The sequence below is a fragment of the Pseudomonas sp. NPDC077186 genome (genome assembly GCF_044543505.1).
Classification (GTDB): domain Bacteria; phylum Pseudomonadota; class Gammaproteobacteria; order Pseudomonadales; family Pseudomonadaceae; genus Aquipseudomonas.
Genome location: NZ_JBITWE010000002.1, coordinates 44024 through 63904 on the forward strand (window position 1 = coordinate 44024; position 19881 = coordinate 63904).

18 protein-coding genes and 2 tRNA genes are annotated in these 19881 nt (G+C 63.9%); 3 read left to right on the forward strand and 17 right to left on the reverse strand.

The annotated features are described in order from the left end of the window. The first annotated feature begins 36 nt into the window (after positions 1–36). From ACIGKL_RS08855 to ACIGKL_RS08865, 3 genes are read left to right on the forward strand one after another with little or no spacing between them, the layout of a single operon-like run. Complete coding sequence (locus ACIGKL_RS08855; RefSeq protein WP_397486306.1) at positions 37–2916, forward strand: DUF748 domain-containing protein; 2880 nt, start codon at positions 37–39, stop codon at positions 2914–2916. 4 nt (positions 2917–2920) lie between these two features. Next, a complete protein-coding gene (locus ACIGKL_RS08860; protein WP_397486307.1) occupies positions 2921–3223 on the forward strand; it encodes a DUF2845 domain-containing protein in 303 nt (100 codons plus the stop codon). 23 nt (positions 3224–3246) lie between these two features. After that, positions 3247–3549, forward strand: a complete 303-nt coding sequence (locus tag ACIGKL_RS08865) for a DUF2845 domain-containing protein (RefSeq protein WP_397486847.1) — start codon at positions 3247–3249, stop codon at positions 3547–3549. A 63-nt stretch (positions 3550–3612) separates the two neighbouring features. Here the strand turns inward: ACIGKL_RS08865 and ACIGKL_RS08870 are convergent, their stop codons facing one another. From ACIGKL_RS08870 to rlmE, 17 genes are all read right to left on the reverse strand, one after another. After that, the gene (locus tag ACIGKL_RS08870; RefSeq protein ID WP_074916313.1) at positions 3613–3810 is read right to left on the reverse strand and encodes a CsbD family protein; all 198 of its coding nucleotides are present in this window, start codon (positions 3808–3810) and stop codon (positions 3613–3615) included. A 57-nt stretch (positions 3811–3867) separates the two neighbouring features. Beyond that, positions 3868–4236 carry a BON domain-containing protein gene (locus tag ACIGKL_RS08875; RefSeq protein WP_397486308.1) on the reverse strand — a complete coding sequence of 123 codons (369 nt, stop codon included), beginning with the start codon at positions 4234–4236 and terminating at the stop codon, positions 3868–3870. A gap of 323 nt (positions 4237–4559) precedes the next feature. Beyond that, the gene (gene pnp, locus ACIGKL_RS08880) at positions 4560–6665 is read right to left on the reverse strand and encodes a polyribonucleotide nucleotidyltransferase (protein ID WP_397486309.1); all 2106 of its coding nucleotides are present in this window, start codon (positions 6663–6665) and stop codon (positions 4560–4562) included. 171 nt (positions 6666–6836) lie between these two features. Beyond that, positions 6837–7106 carry a 30S ribosomal protein S15 gene (rpsO, locus tag ACIGKL_RS08885; protein WP_004424394.1) on the reverse strand — a complete coding sequence of 90 codons (270 nt, stop codon included), beginning with the start codon at positions 7104–7106 and terminating at the stop codon, positions 6837–6839. Positions 7107–7276: 170 nt separating this feature from the next. Continuing rightward, positions 7277–8197: a tRNA pseudouridine(55) synthase TruB gene (truB, locus tag ACIGKL_RS08890; protein ID WP_397486310.1), complete on the reverse strand. Its 921-nt coding sequence runs from the start codon at positions 8195–8197 to the stop codon at positions 7277–7279. 3 nt (positions 8198–8200) lie between these two features. Next, complete coding sequence (gene rbfA, locus ACIGKL_RS08895) at positions 8201–8590, reverse strand: 30S ribosome-binding factor RbfA (RefSeq protein WP_397486311.1); 390 nt, start codon at positions 8588–8590, stop codon at positions 8201–8203. A 124-nt stretch (positions 8591–8714) separates the two neighbouring features. Next, positions 8715–11201, reverse strand: a complete 2487-nt coding sequence (infB, locus tag ACIGKL_RS08900; RefSeq protein ID WP_397486312.1) for a translation initiation factor IF-2 — start codon at positions 11199–11201, stop codon at positions 8715–8717. Positions 11202–11228: 27 nt separating this feature from the next. Then, positions 11229–12710: a transcription termination factor NusA gene (nusA, locus tag ACIGKL_RS08905; RefSeq protein ID WP_397486313.1), complete on the reverse strand. Its 1482-nt coding sequence runs from the start codon at positions 12708–12710 to the stop codon at positions 11229–11231. Positions 12711–12822: 112 nt separating this feature from the next. After that, positions 12823–13281: a ribosome maturation factor RimP gene (rimP, locus tag ACIGKL_RS08910; protein ID WP_397486314.1), complete on the reverse strand. Its 459-nt coding sequence runs from the start codon at positions 13279–13281 to the stop codon at positions 12823–12825. A 129-nt stretch (positions 13282–13410) separates the two neighbouring features. Then, a tRNA-Met gene (locus tag ACIGKL_RS08915) sits at positions 13411–13487 on the reverse strand. A gap of 95 nt (positions 13488–13582) precedes the next feature. After that, positions 13583–13668 (reverse strand) — tRNA-Leu (locus ACIGKL_RS08920). 7 nt (positions 13669–13675) lie between these two features. Beyond that, the gene (gene secG / locus ACIGKL_RS08925) at positions 13676–14053 is read right to left on the reverse strand and encodes a preprotein translocase subunit SecG (protein ID WP_397486315.1); all 378 of its coding nucleotides are present in this window, start codon (positions 14051–14053) and stop codon (positions 13676–13678) included. Between the two features lie 3 nt (positions 14054–14056). Continuing rightward, complete coding sequence (gene tpiA / locus ACIGKL_RS08930; protein ID WP_397486316.1) at positions 14057–14812, reverse strand: triose-phosphate isomerase; 756 nt, start codon at positions 14810–14812, stop codon at positions 14057–14059. Positions 14813–14877: 65 nt separating this feature from the next. Next, positions 14878–16215, reverse strand: a complete 1338-nt coding sequence (gene glmM, locus ACIGKL_RS08935; RefSeq protein ID WP_397486317.1) for a phosphoglucosamine mutase — start codon at positions 16213–16215, stop codon at positions 14878–14880. Between the two features lie 13 nt (positions 16216–16228). Further along, entirely contained in the window at positions 16229–17080 is an 852-nt protein-coding gene (folP, locus tag ACIGKL_RS08940; RefSeq protein ID WP_397486318.1) for a dihydropteroate synthase, read from the reverse strand. A 6-nt stretch (positions 17081–17086) separates the two neighbouring features. Next, entirely contained in the window at positions 17087–19000 is a 1914-nt protein-coding gene (gene ftsH, locus ACIGKL_RS08945) for an ATP-dependent zinc metalloprotease FtsH (RefSeq protein WP_397486848.1), read from the reverse strand. 173 nt (positions 19001–19173) lie between these two features. After that, positions 19174–19797: a 23S rRNA (uridine(2552)-2'-O)-methyltransferase RlmE gene (gene rlmE, locus ACIGKL_RS08950; protein WP_397486319.1), complete on the reverse strand. Its 624-nt coding sequence runs from the start codon at positions 19795–19797 to the stop codon at positions 19174–19176. Positions 19798–19881 lie beyond the last annotated feature (84 nt).

A 19881-nucleotide genomic window follows, 5' to 3' on the forward strand; every position in this document is an offset into this window, starting at 1 on the left:
AAGGCATCTCTTCGTCTGGATAGATGACGCCTCGCCATGCCCAAAGGACTGAAGCGCGCGCTGAGCGCCCTGTTGATCGCCCTCTTCCTCTACAGCCTGATCGGCTTCCTGATTCTGCCGGGCATCGCCCTGCGCATCGCCAACCAGCAACTGACGCAGTACGCCAGCGTGCCGGCCAGCCTGCAGCGCCTGCAGCTCAACCCCTTCAGCCTGGAGCTGCGCCTGTGGGGCCTGGCCATCGGCGAGCCGCAACTGCAACAGCTCGGCTTCACGCAGCTGTACGCCAACCTGCAACTGGACAGCCTGTGGAGCGGCGCCCTGCACCTGGCCGAGGTCGAGCTGGACGGCGCGCACGCCGAGGTGCTGTTCGCCAAGGACGGCACGCTCAACCTCACGCAGTTGTTCAAACTGCCGGAGAGCCCGGCGGACGCCGCCGCAGCGCCGCCGAGCGAACCCTTCCCGCTGCGCATCGACAAGGTCGGCCTGCGCGAGAACTCCCTGTACTTCCAGGACCTGCGCCCCAGCGAGCCGGTGGAGTTCGCCTACGACTCGCTCAACCTGGAACTGCACAACCTCAGCACCCTGGAAGGCGACAACGCCGCAATGACCCTGGCCGCCACCGGCCCCCATGGCGGCCGCATCGACTGGCAGGGCCGCATAGGCCTGGTGCCGCTCACCTCCAGCGGCAGCCTCAAGCTCAGCGACGGCCGCCTGCGTGCCATCTGGCCCTACGTGCGCGATGCCCTGCCGCTAGAGCTGAAGGAGGGCCAGATCGACCTCAGCAGCGACTACCGCCTCGATCTTTCCAGCGGCACCGAGCTGCAACTGAGCAAGCTCGCCATCCAGCTGGCGCCCTTCGCCATCGACAGCCCCGCAGGCAAGCCGCTGCTGCGCCTGCAGCGCCTCGACGTCGCCGACGCCAGCCTGGACCTGGCCAAGCAGCAGGTGGTCATCGGCCAGGTACGCAGCCAGGGCCTGGAAGCCTGGGCCGCGCGCGAGGCCGACGGCGAACTGGACTGGCAGAAGCTGTTTGCCGGCCAGCCGACGGCAGCCAGCGAGCCGGCGCCGGCAGAAGCAGCGAGCAAGCCCTGGCAGGTGCTGCTGCGCGACGTGCAGCTGCGCGACTACCAGGCCCACCTGGTCGACCGCGTGCCGCAGCAGGAGGTGGCGCTGGAGGTCGGCCCGCTGAACCTCGAGCTGAGCGATTTCGACAGCCTCGGCGACAAGCCCTTCGGCCTCAAGCTGGAGACCGGCCTGGGCAAACAGGGCAAGCTGCAGGCGGCCGGCCAGGTGCAGCTGCAGCCCACCAGCGCCCAGCTCAAGGTCGCCACCCAGGACATCGACCTGCGCCTGGCCCAGGCCTACCTCAGCCCCTTTATCCGCCTGGAACTGCGCAGCGGCCTGCTCGGCAGCGACCTCGAGGTGCAACTCGAGAGCACCGCACCGCTGGCGCTCCAGGTGAGCGGCAACGCCAGGCTCGACCAGCTGCACACCCTCGATACCCTGCGCGAGCGCGACTTCCTGCGCTGGCAGCAGGTGCGGGTGAACGGCCTCGACTATCGCCACGGCGAAAGCCTGGCCATCGACCAGGTCGAGCTGGATCAGCCCTATGCGCGCTTCGTGATCAACGAGAACCTGAGCACCAACGTCAGCGAGCTGATCGTGCCGCAGCCTGCCGCGCCGGCTGCGGCTCAGGCGGATGCGGGCAAACCGCTGGCCGTGCGCATCGGCGGCGTGACCATCAACGACGGCTCGGCCAACTTCGCCGACTTCAGCCTGACCCCCAGCTTCGCCACCGCCATCCAGCAGATGAACGGGCGCATCGGCATCCTCGACAACCAGAGCCCGCAGGCCGCCAGCGTCGACATCCAAGGCAAGGTGGACAAGTACGCGCCGGTCAGCGTCAAGGGCAAGCTCACCCCCTTCGACCCGCTCAACAGCCTGGACATCGCCACCAGCTTCAAGAACGTCGAGCTGACCACCGTCACCCCCTACTCCGGCAAGTTCGCCGGCTACCGCATCCGCAAGGGCCGGCTCAACCTCGACCTGCACTACCGCATCGAGAAGGGCCAGCTCAACGCCGAGAACAAGGTGCTGGTGGAGAACCTGCAGCTGGGCGAGAAGGTCGACAGCCCGGACGCCGTCGACCTGCCGATCCGCCTGGCGGTGGCCCTGCTCAAGGACACCGAGGGCAAGATCGCCATCGAGCTGCCGGTCAAGGGCGACCTCAACAACCCCGAGTTCAGCGTCATGCCCATCGTCTGGCAGACCCTGCGCAACCTGGTGCTGCGCGCGGCGCAGGCACCGTTCAAGTTCGTCGCCGGCCTGGTCGCCGGCGGCAGCGACGTCGACCTCAGCACCGTGCCGTTCGACGCCGGCTCGGACGCCCTGGGCGACGACGCACGCCAGGCCCTCGACACCCTGGCCAAGGCCCTGCAGGAACGCCCGGCGCTGCGCCTGGAAGTGGAAGGCCAGAGTGCCCAGCGCGCCGACGGCCCGCTGCTGGCCGAGCAGCGTCTGCAACGCGAGTTCCGCGAGACCTGGTACAAGATGCTGCAGCGCCGCGGCGACAAGGTGCCGGCCAGCGCCGACGAGCTGGTGGTGGACGAGGACGACCAGGCGATCCTGCTCGAAGGCATCTACCGCGCCCGCCTCAAGCAGCAGCCGCCGGCCGAATGGGCCGAACTCGACGACGAGCAGCGTCATCAGCGTATGCGCCAGGCCGTGCTCGACTCCTGGGCGCAGAGCAAGCTGCTGCTGCGCCAGCTGGCCCAGCAACGCGCGGCGGCGATCAAGGACTACCTGGTCGCCCAAGGCGGCCTGGCCGACGAACGCCTGTACCTGATCGATGTCAATCTAGGAGAGCCCGAGGCCGATGGCCGCGTGCTCACCCCGCTCCACCTGGACAGCGAGTAGCGCCATGCGTCGTCGCCCCTTCACCGCCCTCTACGCGCTGCTGGCCGCCCTGGCCAGCGCCCCCCTGCACGCCGATACCCTGCGTTGCGGCAGCCAGTTGGTCAGCCTCGGCGACCGTCCCTTCGAGGTCGAACGCAAGTGCGGCGAGCCGCTGCATCGCGATCCCATCGGTTACACCCTGGGCTCCTACGACCGCCGCGAATACCTGGTCGAGGAATGGGTCTACGGGCCGAGCAACGGCATGCTCAGCATCCTGCGCTTCGAGGGCAACCGCCTGGTCGCCATCGAACGCCGTCGTCAGCACTGAAACCACACCAGGAACCGCCAGTGATCCGCCTCAACCACGCCCCGCTGCTGTTACTGCTGGCCCTGCCGCTGGCCGAAGCCTCCTCCACCTACCGCTGCGGCAGCGCCCTGGTCAGCACCAGCGCGCCGATCAGCGAAGTCCAGGGCAAATGCGGTGAACCGCTGAGCCGCGACTTTCTCGGCTACAAGGAAGTGCTCGACCAGTACGGCTTTCGCAACGAGGTCGCCGTCGAGGAATGGACCTACGGGCCACGCGGCGGCATGTACCACTTCCTGCGCTTCGAGGGCGGGCGCCTGGTGGAGATTCGCAGCAAGCGCGGCATCTGATGCGCGCACATACGCCAAGGCCCCGCCGGCGATGCCGGCGGGGCCTTGGTCTGTAACGCGGCGTCAGAGCTTGTCGCTGAAGTCGCGCAACTCCTGCTGGGCCTTCTCCTTGGTCCAGCCATAGCGTTCCTGCAGCTTGCCGGCGAGGTACTCGCTGTGGCCCTCGGCGACGTCCAGGTCGTCGTCGGTGAGGTTGCCCCAGCGCTCCTTGATGCGCCCGCTGAGCTGCTTCCACTTACCCTTGATGATGTCGCTGTTCATGGTCATGGCTCCCTGTGGTTGGCGAAGCGGCGGGCCTCGACCCGCCACGCTCACTTATCAGTCGGCGGCTTTCAGGCCGTCGGCCGACACGTCACGCACGCCTTCGATTTCCTTGGCCTTGGCGATGGCCAGTTCGCGCTCGGCCTCGCTGGCCACCACGCCGGACAGCGCGACCACGCCCTGATTGGTCTCGACCTTGATGTCCAGGCCGCTCAGGCTCTGGTCGGCGATAAAGCTGGATTTGACCTTGCTGGTGATCCAGGTGTCGGACACCGCCTGCTCGGCCTTGTCCACGCTGGTATTGGCGGCCAGCAGGGTCGGCTGCACGGCCTCGGCCGGCTGGGCGAACGCCGTGGACGCCAGCGACAGGCCGAGGGCAGTGGCGGTCAGGGTGGCGAGAGCAATACGCTTGATTGGCTGTTTCATGGTTCGACTCCTGTACGTTCCAGACAATCTGCAAACCAACTCCTGGTTGCAGGTTCAGCAGTACTGTTGCAGGGCCTGTGCCAGGTCTTTAAATTAAATTAAATCCTTTAAAAACAAACACTTAAACAAAATCGCCATTATGCTTTTGATTGCATTTCGCCGAGTCGCAAAAAAACTCTCGGGCAATTTGCATGATCCGATAACCGAGTAAACGCATGCATGCATCGCCGGCGCATCTCAAGTCGGCAGTGACGAACCCTGACGATCGCGCACAAAAAAGGGCTCCCGCAGGAGCCCTTCTCGTTCGAACAGACTAAACGTGCTTAGACGCCAGAGGCCTCGGCAGCAGCGACGTCCTTGATCGACAGCTTGATACGGCCGCGGTTGTCCACGTCCAGCACCAGCACTTTCACTTCCTGGCCTTCCTTCAGCACGTCAGTGACCTTCTCCACGCGCTGATCACTCAGCATGGAGATGTGCACCAGGCCGTCCTTGCCCGGCAGGATGTTGACGAAGGCGCCGAAGTCGACGATGCGCTCGACCTTGCCGACGTAGATCTTGCCGATCTCGGCTTCCGCGGTGATGGCCAGCACGCGCTGCTTGGCAGCCTCGGCCGCTTCCTTGGTTTCGCCGAAGATCTTGATCGAGCCGTCGTCTTCGATATCGATCGAAGCCTTGGTCTCTTCGCAGATGGCGCGGATGGTGGCGCCACCCTTGCCGATGACGTCGCGGATCTTGTCCTGGTCGATCTTCATCGCCAGCATGGTCGGCGCGTTGGCCGACAGTTCGCTGCGCGATTGGGCGATGACCTGGTTCATCTGGCCGAGGATGTTCAGGCGCGCTTCCAGCGCCTGCTCCAGCGCCTGCTCCATGATCTCTTCGGTGATGCCCTGGATCTTGATGTCCATCTGCAGCGCGGTGACGCCCTTGGCGGTACCGGCTACCTTGAAGTCCATGTCGCCCAGGTGGTCTTCGTCGCCGAGGATGTCGGTCAGGACGGCGAATTTCTCACCTTCCAGCACCAGGCCCATGGCGATACCGGCCACCGGCGCCTTCATCGGCACACCGGCGTCCATCAGCGCCAGCGAAGCGCCGCACACCGAAGCCATGGAGGAAGAACCGTTGGACTCGGTGATTTCCGACACCACGCGGATGGTGTACGGGAACTCGTCAGCGCTCGGCAGCATGGCGGCAACGCCACGACGGGCCAGACGGCCATGGCCGATTTCGCGACGGCCAGTAGCGCCCATGCGGCCACACTCACCGACCGAGTACGGCGGGAAGTTGTAGTGCAGCATGAAGGGGTCTTTCTTCTCGCCTTCGAGGGTGTCGAGCAGTTGCGCGTCGCGGGCGGTACCGAGGGTGGCCACGACCAGCGCCTGGGTTTCGCCACGGGTGAACAGCGCCGAGCCGTGGGTCTTGTCCAGTACCCCGACTTCGATGTTCAGGCCACGCACGGTGCGGGTGTCACGACCATCGATACGCGGTTTGCCGTTGACGATGTTCTCGCGCACGGTGCGGTATTCGATCTCGCCGAAGGCGTCTTTGACTTCACCGGCGCTCGGCTGCCCTTCTTCGCCGGAGAACTTGGCAACCACCTGATCGCGCAGCTCGCCCAGACGCGCGTAGCGGTCCTGCTTGATGGTGATGGTGTAGGCCTGGGAAATCGCGTCACCGAACTCGCCACGGATGGCGTTCAGCAGTGCGGTGTTTTCCGGCTTCGGCTGCCAGTCCCAGGTCGGCTTGCCGGCTTCGGCAGCCAGCTCGGCGACAGCCTGGATGACCACCTGGAACTCCTCATGGGCGAACAGTACGGCGCCCAACATCTGGTCTTCGGTCAGCTCTTTGGCTTCCGATTCGACCATCAGCACGGCGTCCTTGGTGCCGGCCACGACCATGTCCAGGCTCGAAGCCTTGAGCTGCTCGTAGTTCGGGTTCAGCAGGTAGCCGGTTTCCGGATGGAAGGCGACGCGCGCAGCACCGATCGGGCCGTTGAACGGGATGCCGGAGATGGCCAGGGCGGCCGAGGTACCGATCATCGCGGCGATGTCCGGATCGGTCTTCTTGCTGGTGGAAACCACGGTGCAGATGACCTGCACTTCGTTCTGGAAGCCTTCCGGGAACAGCGGGCGGATCGGACGGTCGATCAGACGCGAGGTCAGGGTTTCCTTCTCGGAGGGACGCGCCTCACGCTTGAAGAAACCGCCGGGGATCTTGCCGGCAGCGTAGGTCTTTTCCTGGTAGTGCACGGACAGCGGGAAGAAGCCCTTGCTCGGGTCGGCAGTCTTGGCGCCGGTTACGGCGACCAGCACGCTGACGTCGTCGTCGACGGTGACCAGCACTGCGCCGGAGGCTTGACGGGCGATACGGCCAGTCTCGAGGGTAACGGTCGACTGACCGAACTGGAATTTCTTGATTACCGGGTTCACGGTGTTTTCCTTCTCTTTGTTGCCTTGGGGGAAATTGGAAAGAAGCGCGGGAGTCGGACCCGGTGCATCCCTCGAAAAGCCAAAAGCTGGAAGCCCAGCGCCACGAGGTGAGGATCACTCCCCACTCGCGACGCCGAACTCCCAGCTTCCAACTTGTGCAGCTCGCGTCTATTAACGACGCAGGCCCAGGCGACCGATCAGGGCGCTGTAACGACTGGTGTCCTTACCCTTCAGGTAGTCCAGCAGCTTACGACGCTGGTTAACCATACGGATCAGACCACGACGGCTGTGGTGATCCTTACCGTTGGCCTTGAAGTGACCTTGCAGCTTGTTGATGTTGGCGGTCAGCAGGGCAACCTGCACTTCCGGGCTACCGGTATCGCCTTCAGCTTGCTTGTAGTCGTTAACGATCTGGGCTTTTTCTTCAACGCTGAGTGCCATGTTGGCTTCCTCTCATCTGGAAACTGCCGAAGCAGTCTCAATAGGCCGGGAATCGCTTCCCGTGTTTTAAAAAGAGGTATGACCGTGCCTACTAACAGCCACCCTCGCAGCACCTGATGACGACGTCGTCAGCATCAGGCTTTCAGCCATCTCGGCCGAACCTTTCGGTGCTACGCACCGGTATAAATCAATCGACGCGGAGCGATACGCCCATCGTCACTCACCTCACCGATGCCGATGAAGCGACCATTGTGATCCTGCACCCGCACCATGCCGAACTTCGGTGCTTCCGGCGCTCGCACCGGCTGCCCTTGCAACCAGTAGAACGCGCTGTGCTCGGAGAACTGCAGCAGCGGCCAGTCCTGCAGACCGCTATCGGCCGGTAGCAGGAAGCGATCCAGCGCTTCGTTGCCGCCTTCGGCATGCGCCGCTTCCAGCTCTTCCAGGGTCACGGTGCGGCTCAGGTCGAACGGGCCCGCCTTGGTCCGGCGCAGCTCGGCGACGTGCGCGCCGCAACCGAGCAGTTGGCCGAGATCCTCGACCAGGGTGCGAATATAGGTGCCCTTGCTGCAATCGACCGCCAGGCGGGCCTGCTCGCCCTCGCAGGCCAGCAAATCCAGGCGCGCAATAGTAACAGAACGCGCCTCGCGCTCCACTACCTCGCCGGCACGGGCCAGCTTGTACAGCGGCTGGCCGTCCTTCTTCAGGGCCGAGTACATCGGCGGTATCTGTTTGATTTCGCCACGAAAACGCGGCAGCAGCGCCTCGATCTCGGCGCGACCAACGGTCACCGGACGGCGCTCCAGCACCTCGCCCTCGGCATCGCCGGTGGTGGTGGTGACACCGAGCTGGGCCAGGGTCTCGTAGCCCTTGTCGGCATCGAGCAGGTACTGGGAGAACTTGGTCGCCTCGCCGAAGCACAGCGGCAGCACGCCGGTAGCCAGCGGGTCGAGGCTGCCGGTGTGGCCGGCCTTCTCCGCGTTGAGCAGCCAGCGCACCTTCTGCAGCGCGGCGTTGGAGGTGAAGCCGCGCGGCTTGTCCAGCAGGATGATGCCGTCGACCTTGCGCCGTATACGTTTGACCTGGGCCACGCCTTACTCCTCGCCGCCGTCCTGGTGCTTGCGATCTTCCGCCACCGCCCGCTCGATCAGCGCCGACAGCTCGGCGCCGCGGCGGATGCTGGCGTCGTACTGGAAGTGCAGTTGCGGAATGGTGCGCACCTTCATCGACTTGCCCAGCAGCATGCGCAGGTAGCCCGCCGCCTCGCCGAGGATCTCCAGGTTGAGCTTGATCTGCTCGGCATCGTCGTCCTTGCCCATCACGGTGATAAACACCTTGGCATGGGACAGGTCGCGGCTGACGTCCACCGCGGTGATGGTCACCAGGCCCAGGCGCGGATCCTTGATCTCGCGCTGGATCATCAGGGCCAGCTCGCGCTGCATCTGATCGCCGATACGCTGGGTACGGCTGTAGTCTTTGGCCATAAAAGCTGCCTCAAGCTTCAAGCTCTAAGCTTCAAGCTAAAAAATACTAAAAAGCCAAACGGCAAGCTCAACAGGTAGGCCAGGCCACCTCTTGAAGCTTGCCGCTTGAGGCTTGCAGCTGTATTTACAGGCTGCGCGCCACCTGGACCTTCTCGAACACTTCGATCTTGTCGCCGACCTTGACGTCGTTGTAGCTCTTCACGCCGATACCGCACTCCATGCCGTTACGCACCTCGGACATGTCGTCCTTGAAGCGACGCAGGGACTCCAGCTCGCCCTCGAAGATCACCACGTCCTCGCGCAGTACGCGGATCGGACGGTTACGGTAGACGGTGCCTTCGACGACCATACAGCCGGCCACCGCGCCGAACTTCGGCGAACGGAACACATCACGCACCTCGGCGATGCCCAGGATGTTCTCCCGCACGTCGCTGCCGAGCATACCGGTGAGCGCCTTCTTGACGTCCTCGATGATGTCGTAGATGACGTTGTAGTAGCGCATGTCCAGGCCTTCGGCCTCGACGATCTTGCGCGCACCGGCGTCGGCACGGACGTTGAAGCCGAACAGCACGGCGTTGGAGGCCAGCGCCAGGTTGGCATCGGACTCGGTGATGCCACCGACGCCGCCACCGACCACGCGCACCTGCACTTCGTCGTTGCCCAGGGTGCTGAGCGAGCCCTGCAGGGCTTCCAGAGAACCACGCACATCGGCCTTGAGCACGATGTTGAGGGTCTTCTTCTCTTCCTGGCCCATGTTCTCGAAGATGTTTTCCAGCTTGCCGGCGTGCGCACGAGCCAGCTTGACCTCGCGGAACTTGCCCTGACGGAACAGCGCAACTTCGCGGGCCTTCTTCTCGTCGGCCACCACCATCATCTCGTCACCGGCATCCGGCGTGCCGTCCAGGCCGAGAATCTCGACCGGAATCGACGGACCGGCTTCCTTGATCGACTTGCCGTTCTCGTCAAGCATGGCACGCACGCGGCCGTAGTTGACGCCGACCAGGACCATGTCGCCCTGACGCAGGGTACCGTCCTGCACCAGCACCGTGGCCACCGGGCCGCGGCCCTTGTCCAGGCGCGATTCAACCACCACACCACGGCCCGGGGCCGACGGCGTGGCTTTCAGCTCGAGCACTTCAGCCTGCAGCAATACGGCTTCGAGCAATTCGTCGATACCGGTACCCATCTTGGCCGAAACGTGCACGTAAGGTGCATCGCCGCCCCACTCTTCCGGGATCACGTCGAGAGCGGCCAGGCCGTTCTTGATGTTGTCCGGGTTGGCATCGGGCTTGTCGATCTTGTTCACCGCGACCACGATCGGCACGCCAGCCGCTTTCGCGTGCTGCACCGCTTCCTGGGTCTGCGGCATCACGCCGTCGTCCGCCGCCACCACCAGGATGACGATGTCGGTGGCCTGGGCACCACGGGCACGCATCTGGGTAAACGCAGCGTGGCCCGGGGTGTCGAGGAAGGTCACCATGCCGCGGTCGGTTTCCACGTGGTAGGCGCCGATGTGCTGGGTGATGCCACCCGCCTCACCGGAGGCCACCTTGGCGCGACGGATGTAGTCGAGCAGGGAGGTCTTGCCGTGGTCGACGTGGCCCATGACGGTCACTACCGGCGCGCGCTGGAAGGCCTCGCCCTCGAACTTCAGCGACTCGGCCAGTTGCTCTTCCAGGGCGTTGTCGCTGACCAGCTTGACCTTGTGGCCGAATTCCTCGGCGATCAACTGGGCGGTTTCCTGATCCAGCACCTGGTTGATGGTCACCGGGGTGCCCATCTTGAACATGAACTTGACGATTTCCGCGCCTTTGATGGCCATCTGCTGGGCCAGATCGGAAACAGTAATGGTCTCGCCAATCGATACGTCGCGCACAATAGGGCCTGTCGGGCTCTGGAAGCCATGCTGGTTGCGCTTCTTCATCTTGGCCTTGCCACGGCCACCGCGACGGAAACCGTCGCTCTCTTCGTCGACGCTGCGCGGCGCGACGCGCGGAGCCGGCGCCTTCTCCTTGACGGTCGGGCGATGCTGGGTGTGCTTGCGATCGCGGCGCTCGTCGTCGTCGCTGCGTGCCTTCTCGGGACGACGCACTTCTTCCTTCTTGCGTTCGACCTCGACCACAGGAGCAGCCACCACCGGTTCGCTGACCGGCGCGGCAACCGCGGCAACGCCGTCAACCGCCGCCGGGGCCGCAGCTGCCTGGCGCTTGGCTTCTTCTTCGGCCTTGCGCTTGGCTTCTTCCTCGGCCTTCAGGCGCTCGGCCTCGGCAGCGGCCTGCTGAGCTTCCAGCTCGCGCTGCTTCTCGGCTTCCAGCTCTTCCGGGCTGCGCTTGACGAAGGTCTTCTTCTTGCGCACTTCAACACTGATGGTCTTGCTACCAGCGACGCGCAGCGTGCTGGTGGTCTTGCGTTGCAAGGTAATCTTGCGCGGCTCTTCGACCTTGTCGCCGTGACTGCTCTTGAGATGGGCCAGCAGGGCCTGTTTCTCGCTATCGGTCACTACCTGTTCGGCACTGCTGTGGGACAGCCCAGCTTCACGCATCTGCTGCAGCAGGCGCTCAACCGGGGTGTCGACCACTGTGGCCAGTTCTTTCACCGTGACTTGCGTCATGCATCTTTCTCCTCAGGCCGCAACCGCTTATTCGAACCAATGGGCTCGGGCGGCCATGATCAGCTTGCCGGCACGCTCTTCGTCGATGCCGTCGATGTCGAGCAGGTCGTCAATCGACTGCTCGGCCAGGTCTTCACGGGTAATCACGCCGCGCAGCGCAAGCTCCAGAGCCAGCGCCTTGTCCATGCCTTCCAGTTCCAGCAAATCATCTGCCGGATGGGCATCGGCCAACTTCTCCTCGTTGGCGATCGCCTTGGTCAGCAGACGATCCTTGGCCCGTGCACGCAGCTCATTGACGATCTCCTCGTCGAAGCCGTCGATACTGAGCATTTCTTCCATGGGTACGTAGGCAATCTCTTCGAGACTGGTGAAACCCTCTTCAACCAGGACTTGAGCCAGTTCTTCGTCGACTTCCAGCTCGTCGATGAAGGACTGCATGATGTCGCCGGTTTCTGCCTGTTGCTTGGCCTGGATGTCCGCTTCGGTCATCACGTTCAGCGTCCAGCCGGTCAACTGACTGGCAAGACGCACGTTCTGACCGCCACGACCAATGGCCTGGGCCAGGTTGTCTTCGCCAACGGCGATGTCCATGGCATGGGCATCTTCATCGACGATGATCGCAGCCACTTCAGCCGGCGACATGGCATTGATGACGAACTGCGCGGGGTTGTCGTCCCACAGCACGATATCCACGCGCTCACCGCCCAGCTCGCCGGAAACGGCCTGGACGCGCGAACCACGCATACCGATGCAGGCACCCTGCGGGTCGATACGCTTGTCCTTAGAGCGTACGGCGATCTTGGCGCGCGAACCCGGATCACGGGAGGCGGCCTTGACGTCGATCAGCCCTTCGGCGATTTCCGGTACTTCGATGCGGAACAGCTCGATCAGCATTTCCGGAGCGGTACGCGACAGGATCAGTTGCGGGCCGCGGTTCTCGGTACGAATTTCCTTGAGCAGGGCACGCAGACGCACACCAACGCGGAAAGTCTCGCGCGGAATGATGTCTTCACGGGCCAGCAGCGCCTCGGCGTTGTTGCCCAGGTCGACGATGACATTGTCGCGGGTGACCTTCTTCACGGTGCCGGAGATGATCTCGCCCAGGCGCTCGCGGTAGGCGTCGACCACCTGCGCACGCTCGGCCTCGCGCACTTTCTGCACGATGACCTGTTTGGCGGTCTGCGCGGCGATGCGGCCGAACTCGATGGACTCGACCTTCTCCTCCAGCACGTCGCCGATCTTGGCGCCGGCTTCCATGGCCTGCGGCATGTCTTCGGTCAGTTGGTAGGCCGGGTCTTCGAACTCGGACTCGTCTACCACGGTCCAGCGCCGGAAGGTCTCGTAGCTGCCGTTCTGCCGGTTGATCGCCACGCGCAGATCGACTTCGTCTTCGAAACGTTTCTTGGTTGCGGTCGCCAGAGCCAACTCCAGCGCCTCGAAAATTACGCTAGCCGGCACACCCTTTTCGTTGGATACCGACTCAACAACTAGCAGTACTTCTTTGCTCATCGTACGCCTCGCCTTTCGCAATCCATTGGATCTGCACAATCCGCGCTACTTGCGCCATGTGCGCTACTTGCGCCATTCGCGCTAGCCGCAGAGCTCTCGCGGGATCCGCGTCTCAATCAAATCGGGGAATGATATTGGCCTTGTCGATCAGGTCGACCGGCAACAGGTACTCGTGGTCATCCACCTGCACTACCACGTCCTGCTCCTCCACACCGCGGAGGAGGCCTTGAAAGTTGCGCCGCCCGTCGAAAGGCGAACGCAGCTTGATCTTCACTTGCTCGCCGACGTGGGTGGCGAACTGCTCCAGGGTGAACAACGGCCGGTCCATGCCGGGCGAAGACACTTCCAGGGTGTACTCCGAGGTAATGGGATCCTCGACGTCCAGCACACCGCTGAGCTGACGGCTGACGATCTCGCAATCGTCGATCAGGATGCCGCCTTCCTTGTCGATATAGACACGCAGCAGCGAATGACGCCCCTGCGACAGGAACTCGATGCCCCAACACTGATAACCGAGTGCTTCGATTACCGGGGCCAACAAGGCCTGCAACTGTTCTAGCTTGCTCGACACTTAACGGCCCTCGCGCATGCTGTGCAAATAAAAAATGGGCGAAACGCCCATCCCTTCGAACCGCCTGAAATACCGGCGGACACTGTCTTTCAGCTAACAAAAAGCCCCTGAAAAGGGGCCTGCTGAAACTGGTTGCGGGGGCTGGATTTGAACCAACGACCTTCGGGTTATGAGCCCGACGAGCTACCAGACTGCTCCACCCCGCGTCAAAGCTGGGCCGGAATTATACGGCTGCCCCCCTCGAGGGTCAACCGAGACTCCAGCAACAAGAAAGCCCGCGAACTGCGGGCTTTCTTGAGTATGGTACCGAGGAGGGGACTCGAACCCCTACAGCCTATGGCCACTACCACCTCAAGGTAGCGTGTCTACCAATTCCACCACCTCGGCAAAACTGTTACTGCTCGGGAGCCTCCGGCACATCCGACGAATCGGCGGCGGGCGTTTGCTCTTCGAGCACCGGCACATCTTCTGCTGCCGGCTTTTGTTGAACTTCCAGAACCGCTGGATCTGGCAGACCAACCTGGGTCAGTGCATCAGCTTTTTCTTTAGCAAAGAACGCTAAGCCCAAGCTAGTAATGAAAAAACCGGTGGCGAGTATAGCAGTAAACTTACTCAGAAAGGTAGAGGAACCTTGGCTTCCGAATACGGTTGCCGAAGCCCCCGAACCGAACGACGCGCCAGCATCGGCACCCTTGCCCTGCTGCAACAGCACCAGCACCACTACACCGATCGCACCCAGCAGGTGCAGAACCACAATGACTGTTTCCAGCATTCTTCAGTTTCCTGCAGCGCGACAGATCGCACCGAATTCATCCGCATTCAGAGAGGCTCCACCCACAAGCCCCCCATCGATATCCTGCATGCCGAACAACTCGGCTGCACTGGCGGCCTTCACACTGCCGCCATAAAGAATTCTCAGACCGCTCGCCACCCCGGCATCCGCCTGCGCAACCTGGGCACGGATCGCCGCGTGGACTTCCTGGGCCTGCTCGGGCGTAGCGGTCAGCCCGGTGCCTATGGCCCAAACCGGCTCGTAAGCCAGCACCGCCTTCGCCAGCGGCTCGACGCCCAGAGCGTCGATCACGGCAGCCAACTGAGCACCCACCACATCCAGTGTCGCACCGGCTTCGCGCTGCTCGCGCGTCTCGCCGAGACACAGCACCGGCACCAGACCTGCAGCCTGCGCGGCGGCGAACTTGCGAATCACCGCTTCGTCGCCCTCGCCCAGGATCAGACGCCGCTCGGAGTGGCCAACCAGCACCAGCTCGCATCCGGCATCGACCAACTGACTCGTCGCCAGCTCACCGGTCAAGGCGCCCTGTTCCACCTGTACCGCACAATTCTGCGCACCCACTTTCACGGCACCAGCGGCCAGAGCGGCCACGGCCTGGGCGATATGCAAGCTGCCAGGGAATACCGCGACTTCGACTTCAGCCGGAAGCTCCAGCTGGCGAAGCTCTTCGATCAGCTCTGCGACGCTGGCGCGGGTACCGTGCATTTTCCAGTTACCGGCGACCAAGGGGCGACGCATGTTTTACCTCGTCGATCAAAGAGGGCGCAGATGTTACCCAAGAGCACCCTCGGTAGCAAGCTCAATCAAGCACAGACTTCGGCAACAATCTTAGCCAATTCATCGGCATAGCCGCGCACCGAGCTTTCCTCGTCGCCCTCGACCATCACCCGCACCAACGGCTCGGTTCCCGACTTGCGCAACAGCACCCGACCGCGACCGGCCATGCGCTCGGTCACCCGATTGCAGGCTTCCTGCACCGAAGGGTGCGCGAGCGGATCGACATCGCCGCCCAGGCGCACGTTGACCAGCACCTGCGGGCACTTCTTCACTCCGCCACGCGCCTCGGCCAGGGTTTGCTCGCGACGCTTGAGCGCCATCAGCACCTGCAGCGCGGCGATGATCGCGTCGCCGGTGGTGGTGTGCTGGAAGCACACCAGGTGTCCGGAATTCTCCCCCCCCAGCTGCCAGTTGCGCGCCAGCAGCTCGGCGATCACGTAGCGGTCGCCGACCTTGGCCCGCACGAAGGGGATGTTCAGCTCGGCCAGGGCCAGTTCCAGGCCCAGGTTGCTCATCAGCGTGCCGACCACGCCGCCGCGCAGACGACCGCGCTCCTGCAGATCGCGCGCGATGATGAACAACAGTTCGTCGCCATCGACCACCGCGCCGTGCTGATCGACCATCAACACCCGGTCGGCGTCGCCGTCGAAGGCGATGCCCAGATCGGCCTGCTGCGCGACCACCTCGGCCTGCAGGGCGGCGATATGGGTCGAGCCGCAAGCGTCGTTGATGTTCAGTCCGTCGGGCTGTGCCGCCATCACCCGCACCTCGGCGCCCAGTTCGCGGAACACGCTGGGGGCGACCTTGTAGGCGGCGCCGTGGGCGCAGTCGACGACGATCTTCAGCCCCTTGAAGCTGGTGCCGCTGGGCACGCTACCCTTGCAGAATTCGATGTAACGCCCCGAGGCATCGTTGATCCGCGAGGCCTTGCCGATGCCGGCGGACTCCACCACGGTCATCGGCTGATCGAGCAGCTCCTCGATCATCAACTCCACATCGTCGGGCAGCTTGGTGCCCTCGCGGGAGAAGAACTTGATGCCGTTGTCGTCGTGCGGGTTGTGCGAAGCGCTGATGACGATGCCGGCGTCGGCCTGGAAGGTGCGCGTCAGGTAGGCGATGGCCGGGGTCGGCATCGGCCCGAGCAGCTGCACGTCGGCACCGGCGGCGGCCAGACCGGCCTCCAGGGCGGATTCGAACATGTAGCCGGAAATTCGCGTGTCCTTGCCGATCAGGATGCGGCACTTGCCCTGCTTGCGGAAGGCCGTGCCCGCCGCCCAGCCGAGCTTGAGCATGAAATCCGGTGTGATGGGGAATTGCCCGACGCGGCCACGAATGCCGTCGGTGCCGAAGTATTTTCTAGCCATACCGCTTTCCTTGTTAGTGCGCCGCTTCCACCGCGGCGATCATCCGCACCACGTCCACCGTTTCGGCGACGTCGTGCACACGCAAAATATGGGCGCCCTTGGTCAGCGCCAGGGCCGCCAGCGCCAGACTGCCATACAGGCGCTCGCCCACCTCGTGACCAAGCACCTTGCCGATCATGCTCTTGCGCGACACGCCAACCAGCAGCGGGCGGCCGAGGACGGAGAGCTCGCCCATACGCTTGAACAGGGCCAGATTGTGCTCCAGGGTCTTGGCGAAACCAAAGCCCGGATCGAGCACGATCCGCTCGGCGGGAATACCAGCCGTCGCGCAGGCCGCCATGCGCTCTTCAAGAAAGTCGCGCACCTCGACCAGGATATCCGGGTACTGCGGGTCGTCCTGCATATTGCCGGGCTCGCCGCGCATATGCATCAGGCACACCGGCAGGCCGCTGTCGGCGGCGGCATCCAGCGCGCCGTCGCGCTGCAGCGAACGCACGTCGTTGATCAGCCCGGCACCGAGTCGCGCCGTTTCGCGCATCACCGCCGGAGTCGAGGTGTCGACCGAGATGATCACGTCCAGCTCGCGGGCGATGGCCTCGACCACCGGCGCCACGCGCTCCAGCTCCTCGGTCGGCGAAACCACGCGCGCGCCGGGACGCGTCGACTCACCGCCGACGTCGATCAGCGTCGCCCCTGCCGCGACCATCGCTTCGGCATGGCGCAGCGCGGCGTCGCGCGCAGTGAAGCGGCCGCCATCGGAGAAGGAATCGGGGGTGACATTGAGGATGCCCATCACCTGCGGACGGGACAAATCAAGAAGCCGGCTGCCACAGGGCAGCCGGCTCGGGTATTGCGCGAGGGGCATAGTCAATCAGTGCTCGGCCGCCGGTCCGCCGATGGGCTTCTCGGGACGATCGACCTCGTCGACCTTGGCCTGCGGCGCACCGGAGTCGCCGCCGCCATCCCAGCCGCGCGGCTCACGCGGCTCGCGGCCGTTCATGATGTCGTCGATTTGCTCGGCGTCGATGGTTTCGTACTTCATCAGCGCCTCGGCCATGGCGTCGAGCTTGTCGCGGTTCTCCACCAGCAGCTTCTTGGCGGTGGCGTAGCACTCGTCGATGATGCGCCGCACTTCCTCGTCGATCAGCTTGGCGGTTTCGCCGGACACATTGCTGTGCTGGCTGCCCATGCTGCGCCCGAGGAACACCTCGCCCTCTTCCTCGGCATACATCAGCGGGCCGAGCTTCTCGGACAGGCCCCACTTGGTCACCATGTTCTTGGCCAGCTGGGTGGCGCGCATGATGTCGTTGGAGGCACCGGTGGTGACACCGTCGAAGCCCAGGGTCATTTCCTCGGCGATACGGCCGCCGAACAGCGAGCAGATCTGGCTGATCAGCGCGCGCTTGGACAGGCTGTAGCGATCCTCTTCCGGCAGGAACATGGTCACGCCCAGGGCGCGACCGCGCGGAATGATCGACACCTTGTAGACCGGGTCGTGCTCGGGCACCAGGCGCCCGACGATGGCGTGACCGGCCTCGTGGAACGCAGTATTGAGCTTCTCCTTGTCGGACATGACCATGGTCTTGCGCTCGGCGCCCATCATGATCTTGTCCTTGGCCAGCTCGAATTCCTTCATCTCCACCAGGCGCTTGCCGGCGCGGGCGGCGAACAGCGAGGCCTCGTTGACCAGGTTGGCCAGGTCGGCACCGGAGAAGCCCGGGGTGCCGCGGGCGATCACCGCCGGCTGCACGTCGTCGCTCATCGGCACCTTGCGCATATGCACTTTCAGGATTTGTTCCCGACCGCGGATATCCGGCAGGCCGACCACCACCTGACGGTCGAAACGACCGGGGCGCAGCAGCGCAGGGTCGAGCACGTCCGGACGGTTGGTGGCGGCGATGACGATGATGCCGTCGTTCATCTCGAAGCCGTCCATCTCCACCAGCAGCTGGTTGAGGGTCTGCTCGCGCTCGTCGTGCCCGCCGCCCATGCCGGCGCCGCGATGGCGACCGACGGCGTCGATTTCGTCGATGAAGATGATGCAGGGCGCGTGCTTCTTGGCCTGATCGAACATGTCGCGTACGCGGGAAGCGCCCACGCCGACGAACATCTCGACGAAATCGGAGCCGGAGATGGTGAAGAACGGCACTTTTGCTTCGCCGGCCACGGCCTTGGCCAGCAGCGTCTTACCGGTACCCGGCGAGCCGACCATCAGCACGCCGCGCGGGATGCGTCCGCCCAGGCGCTGGAACTTGCCCGGGTCGCGAAGGAATTCCACCAACTCGCTGACCTCTTCCTTGGCCTCGTCGCAACCGGCGACGTCGGCGAAGGTGGTCTTGACCTGGTCTTCGGAGAGCAGCCGCGCCTTGGACTTGCCGAAACTCATCGGCCCGCCCTTGCCGCCGGCGCCGCCCTGCATCTGGCGCATGAAGAACATGAACACGGCGATGATCACCAGAATCGGGAAGCTGGCCACCAGCAACTGGGTCCAGATGCTCTGCTGCTCGGGCTGCTTGCCCTCGATCACCACGTTGTTGTCGATCAGGTCGCCGATCAGGCCGCCGTCCTGGATCGCCGGACGAATGGTCTTGAAGCCTTCGCCGTCGGTGCGCTTGCCGGTGATCACGAAACCGTCGACGGTGACGCGCTCGACGCGCCCCTCCTTGACCTGCTCGATGAACTGCGAGTAGCTCAGGGTCTGTGGCTCGCTCGGGCTGGAGAAGTTGTTCATCACGGTGACCAGTACGGCCGCGATGATCAGCCACAGGATCAGGTTCTTTGCCATGTCGTTCAATTAGCTACCCTCTGAAGCAGGCCTCGTGGCGAAGCAGGCTTCCCATGACGACCAGTGATATACCGACCTAACTTACACCAAACGCCCGCATCTGGCAGGCACCGTCTGTAACCCTTTATGAGGTCTCTAACATTGAGACCCGCTCCGGGCGCGCCGGTTTCACCCTAGACCCCGCGAAATCCGCGGGCCAGCAGGTACTGCTCGCGGGAGCGATCGCGCGACGACAGCGGCTTGCGCATCTGCACCTTGTCGAACGTCTCGCGCACCTGCTTGTGATAGGCGTCGAAACCTTCGCCCTGGAAAATCTTGATCAGAAAATCGCCGCCCGGACGCAGCACGCGCCCGGCCAGATCCAGCGCCAGCTCGCACAGGTACATGGCGCGCGCCTGATCGGCGGTTCTCACCCCACTCATATTGGGGGCCATGTCGGAAATCACAAGGTCCACCGGGTTTTCCCCGATGGCGTCGAGAATCCGCGCGAACACCGCATCGTCGGTGAAGTCGCCCTGGATGAAGGCAACGTCGGGAATGGCGTCCATCTCCAGGATATCGGAGGCGATCAGCCGGCCTTTGTCGCCGATCACCCGACTGGTCACCTGCGACCAGCCGCCCGGTGCGGCGCCCAGGTCGACCACGGTCATGCCCGGGCGCAGGATGCGGTCCTTGTCCTGGATCTCCAGCAGCTTGTAGCTGGCGCGCGAACGATAGCCGTCCTTCTGCGCCATCTTCACGTAGGGATCGTCGAAATGTTCTTTCAGCCAACGCTGGCTGGTCTTGGAACGGGCCACGCAAAACCTCGGATTTAACGGGTCATGAATAACCGCGCCGGCTCGGGTAAGATAGGCGCCGTTTTTCCAGACCGAACTTAGGGG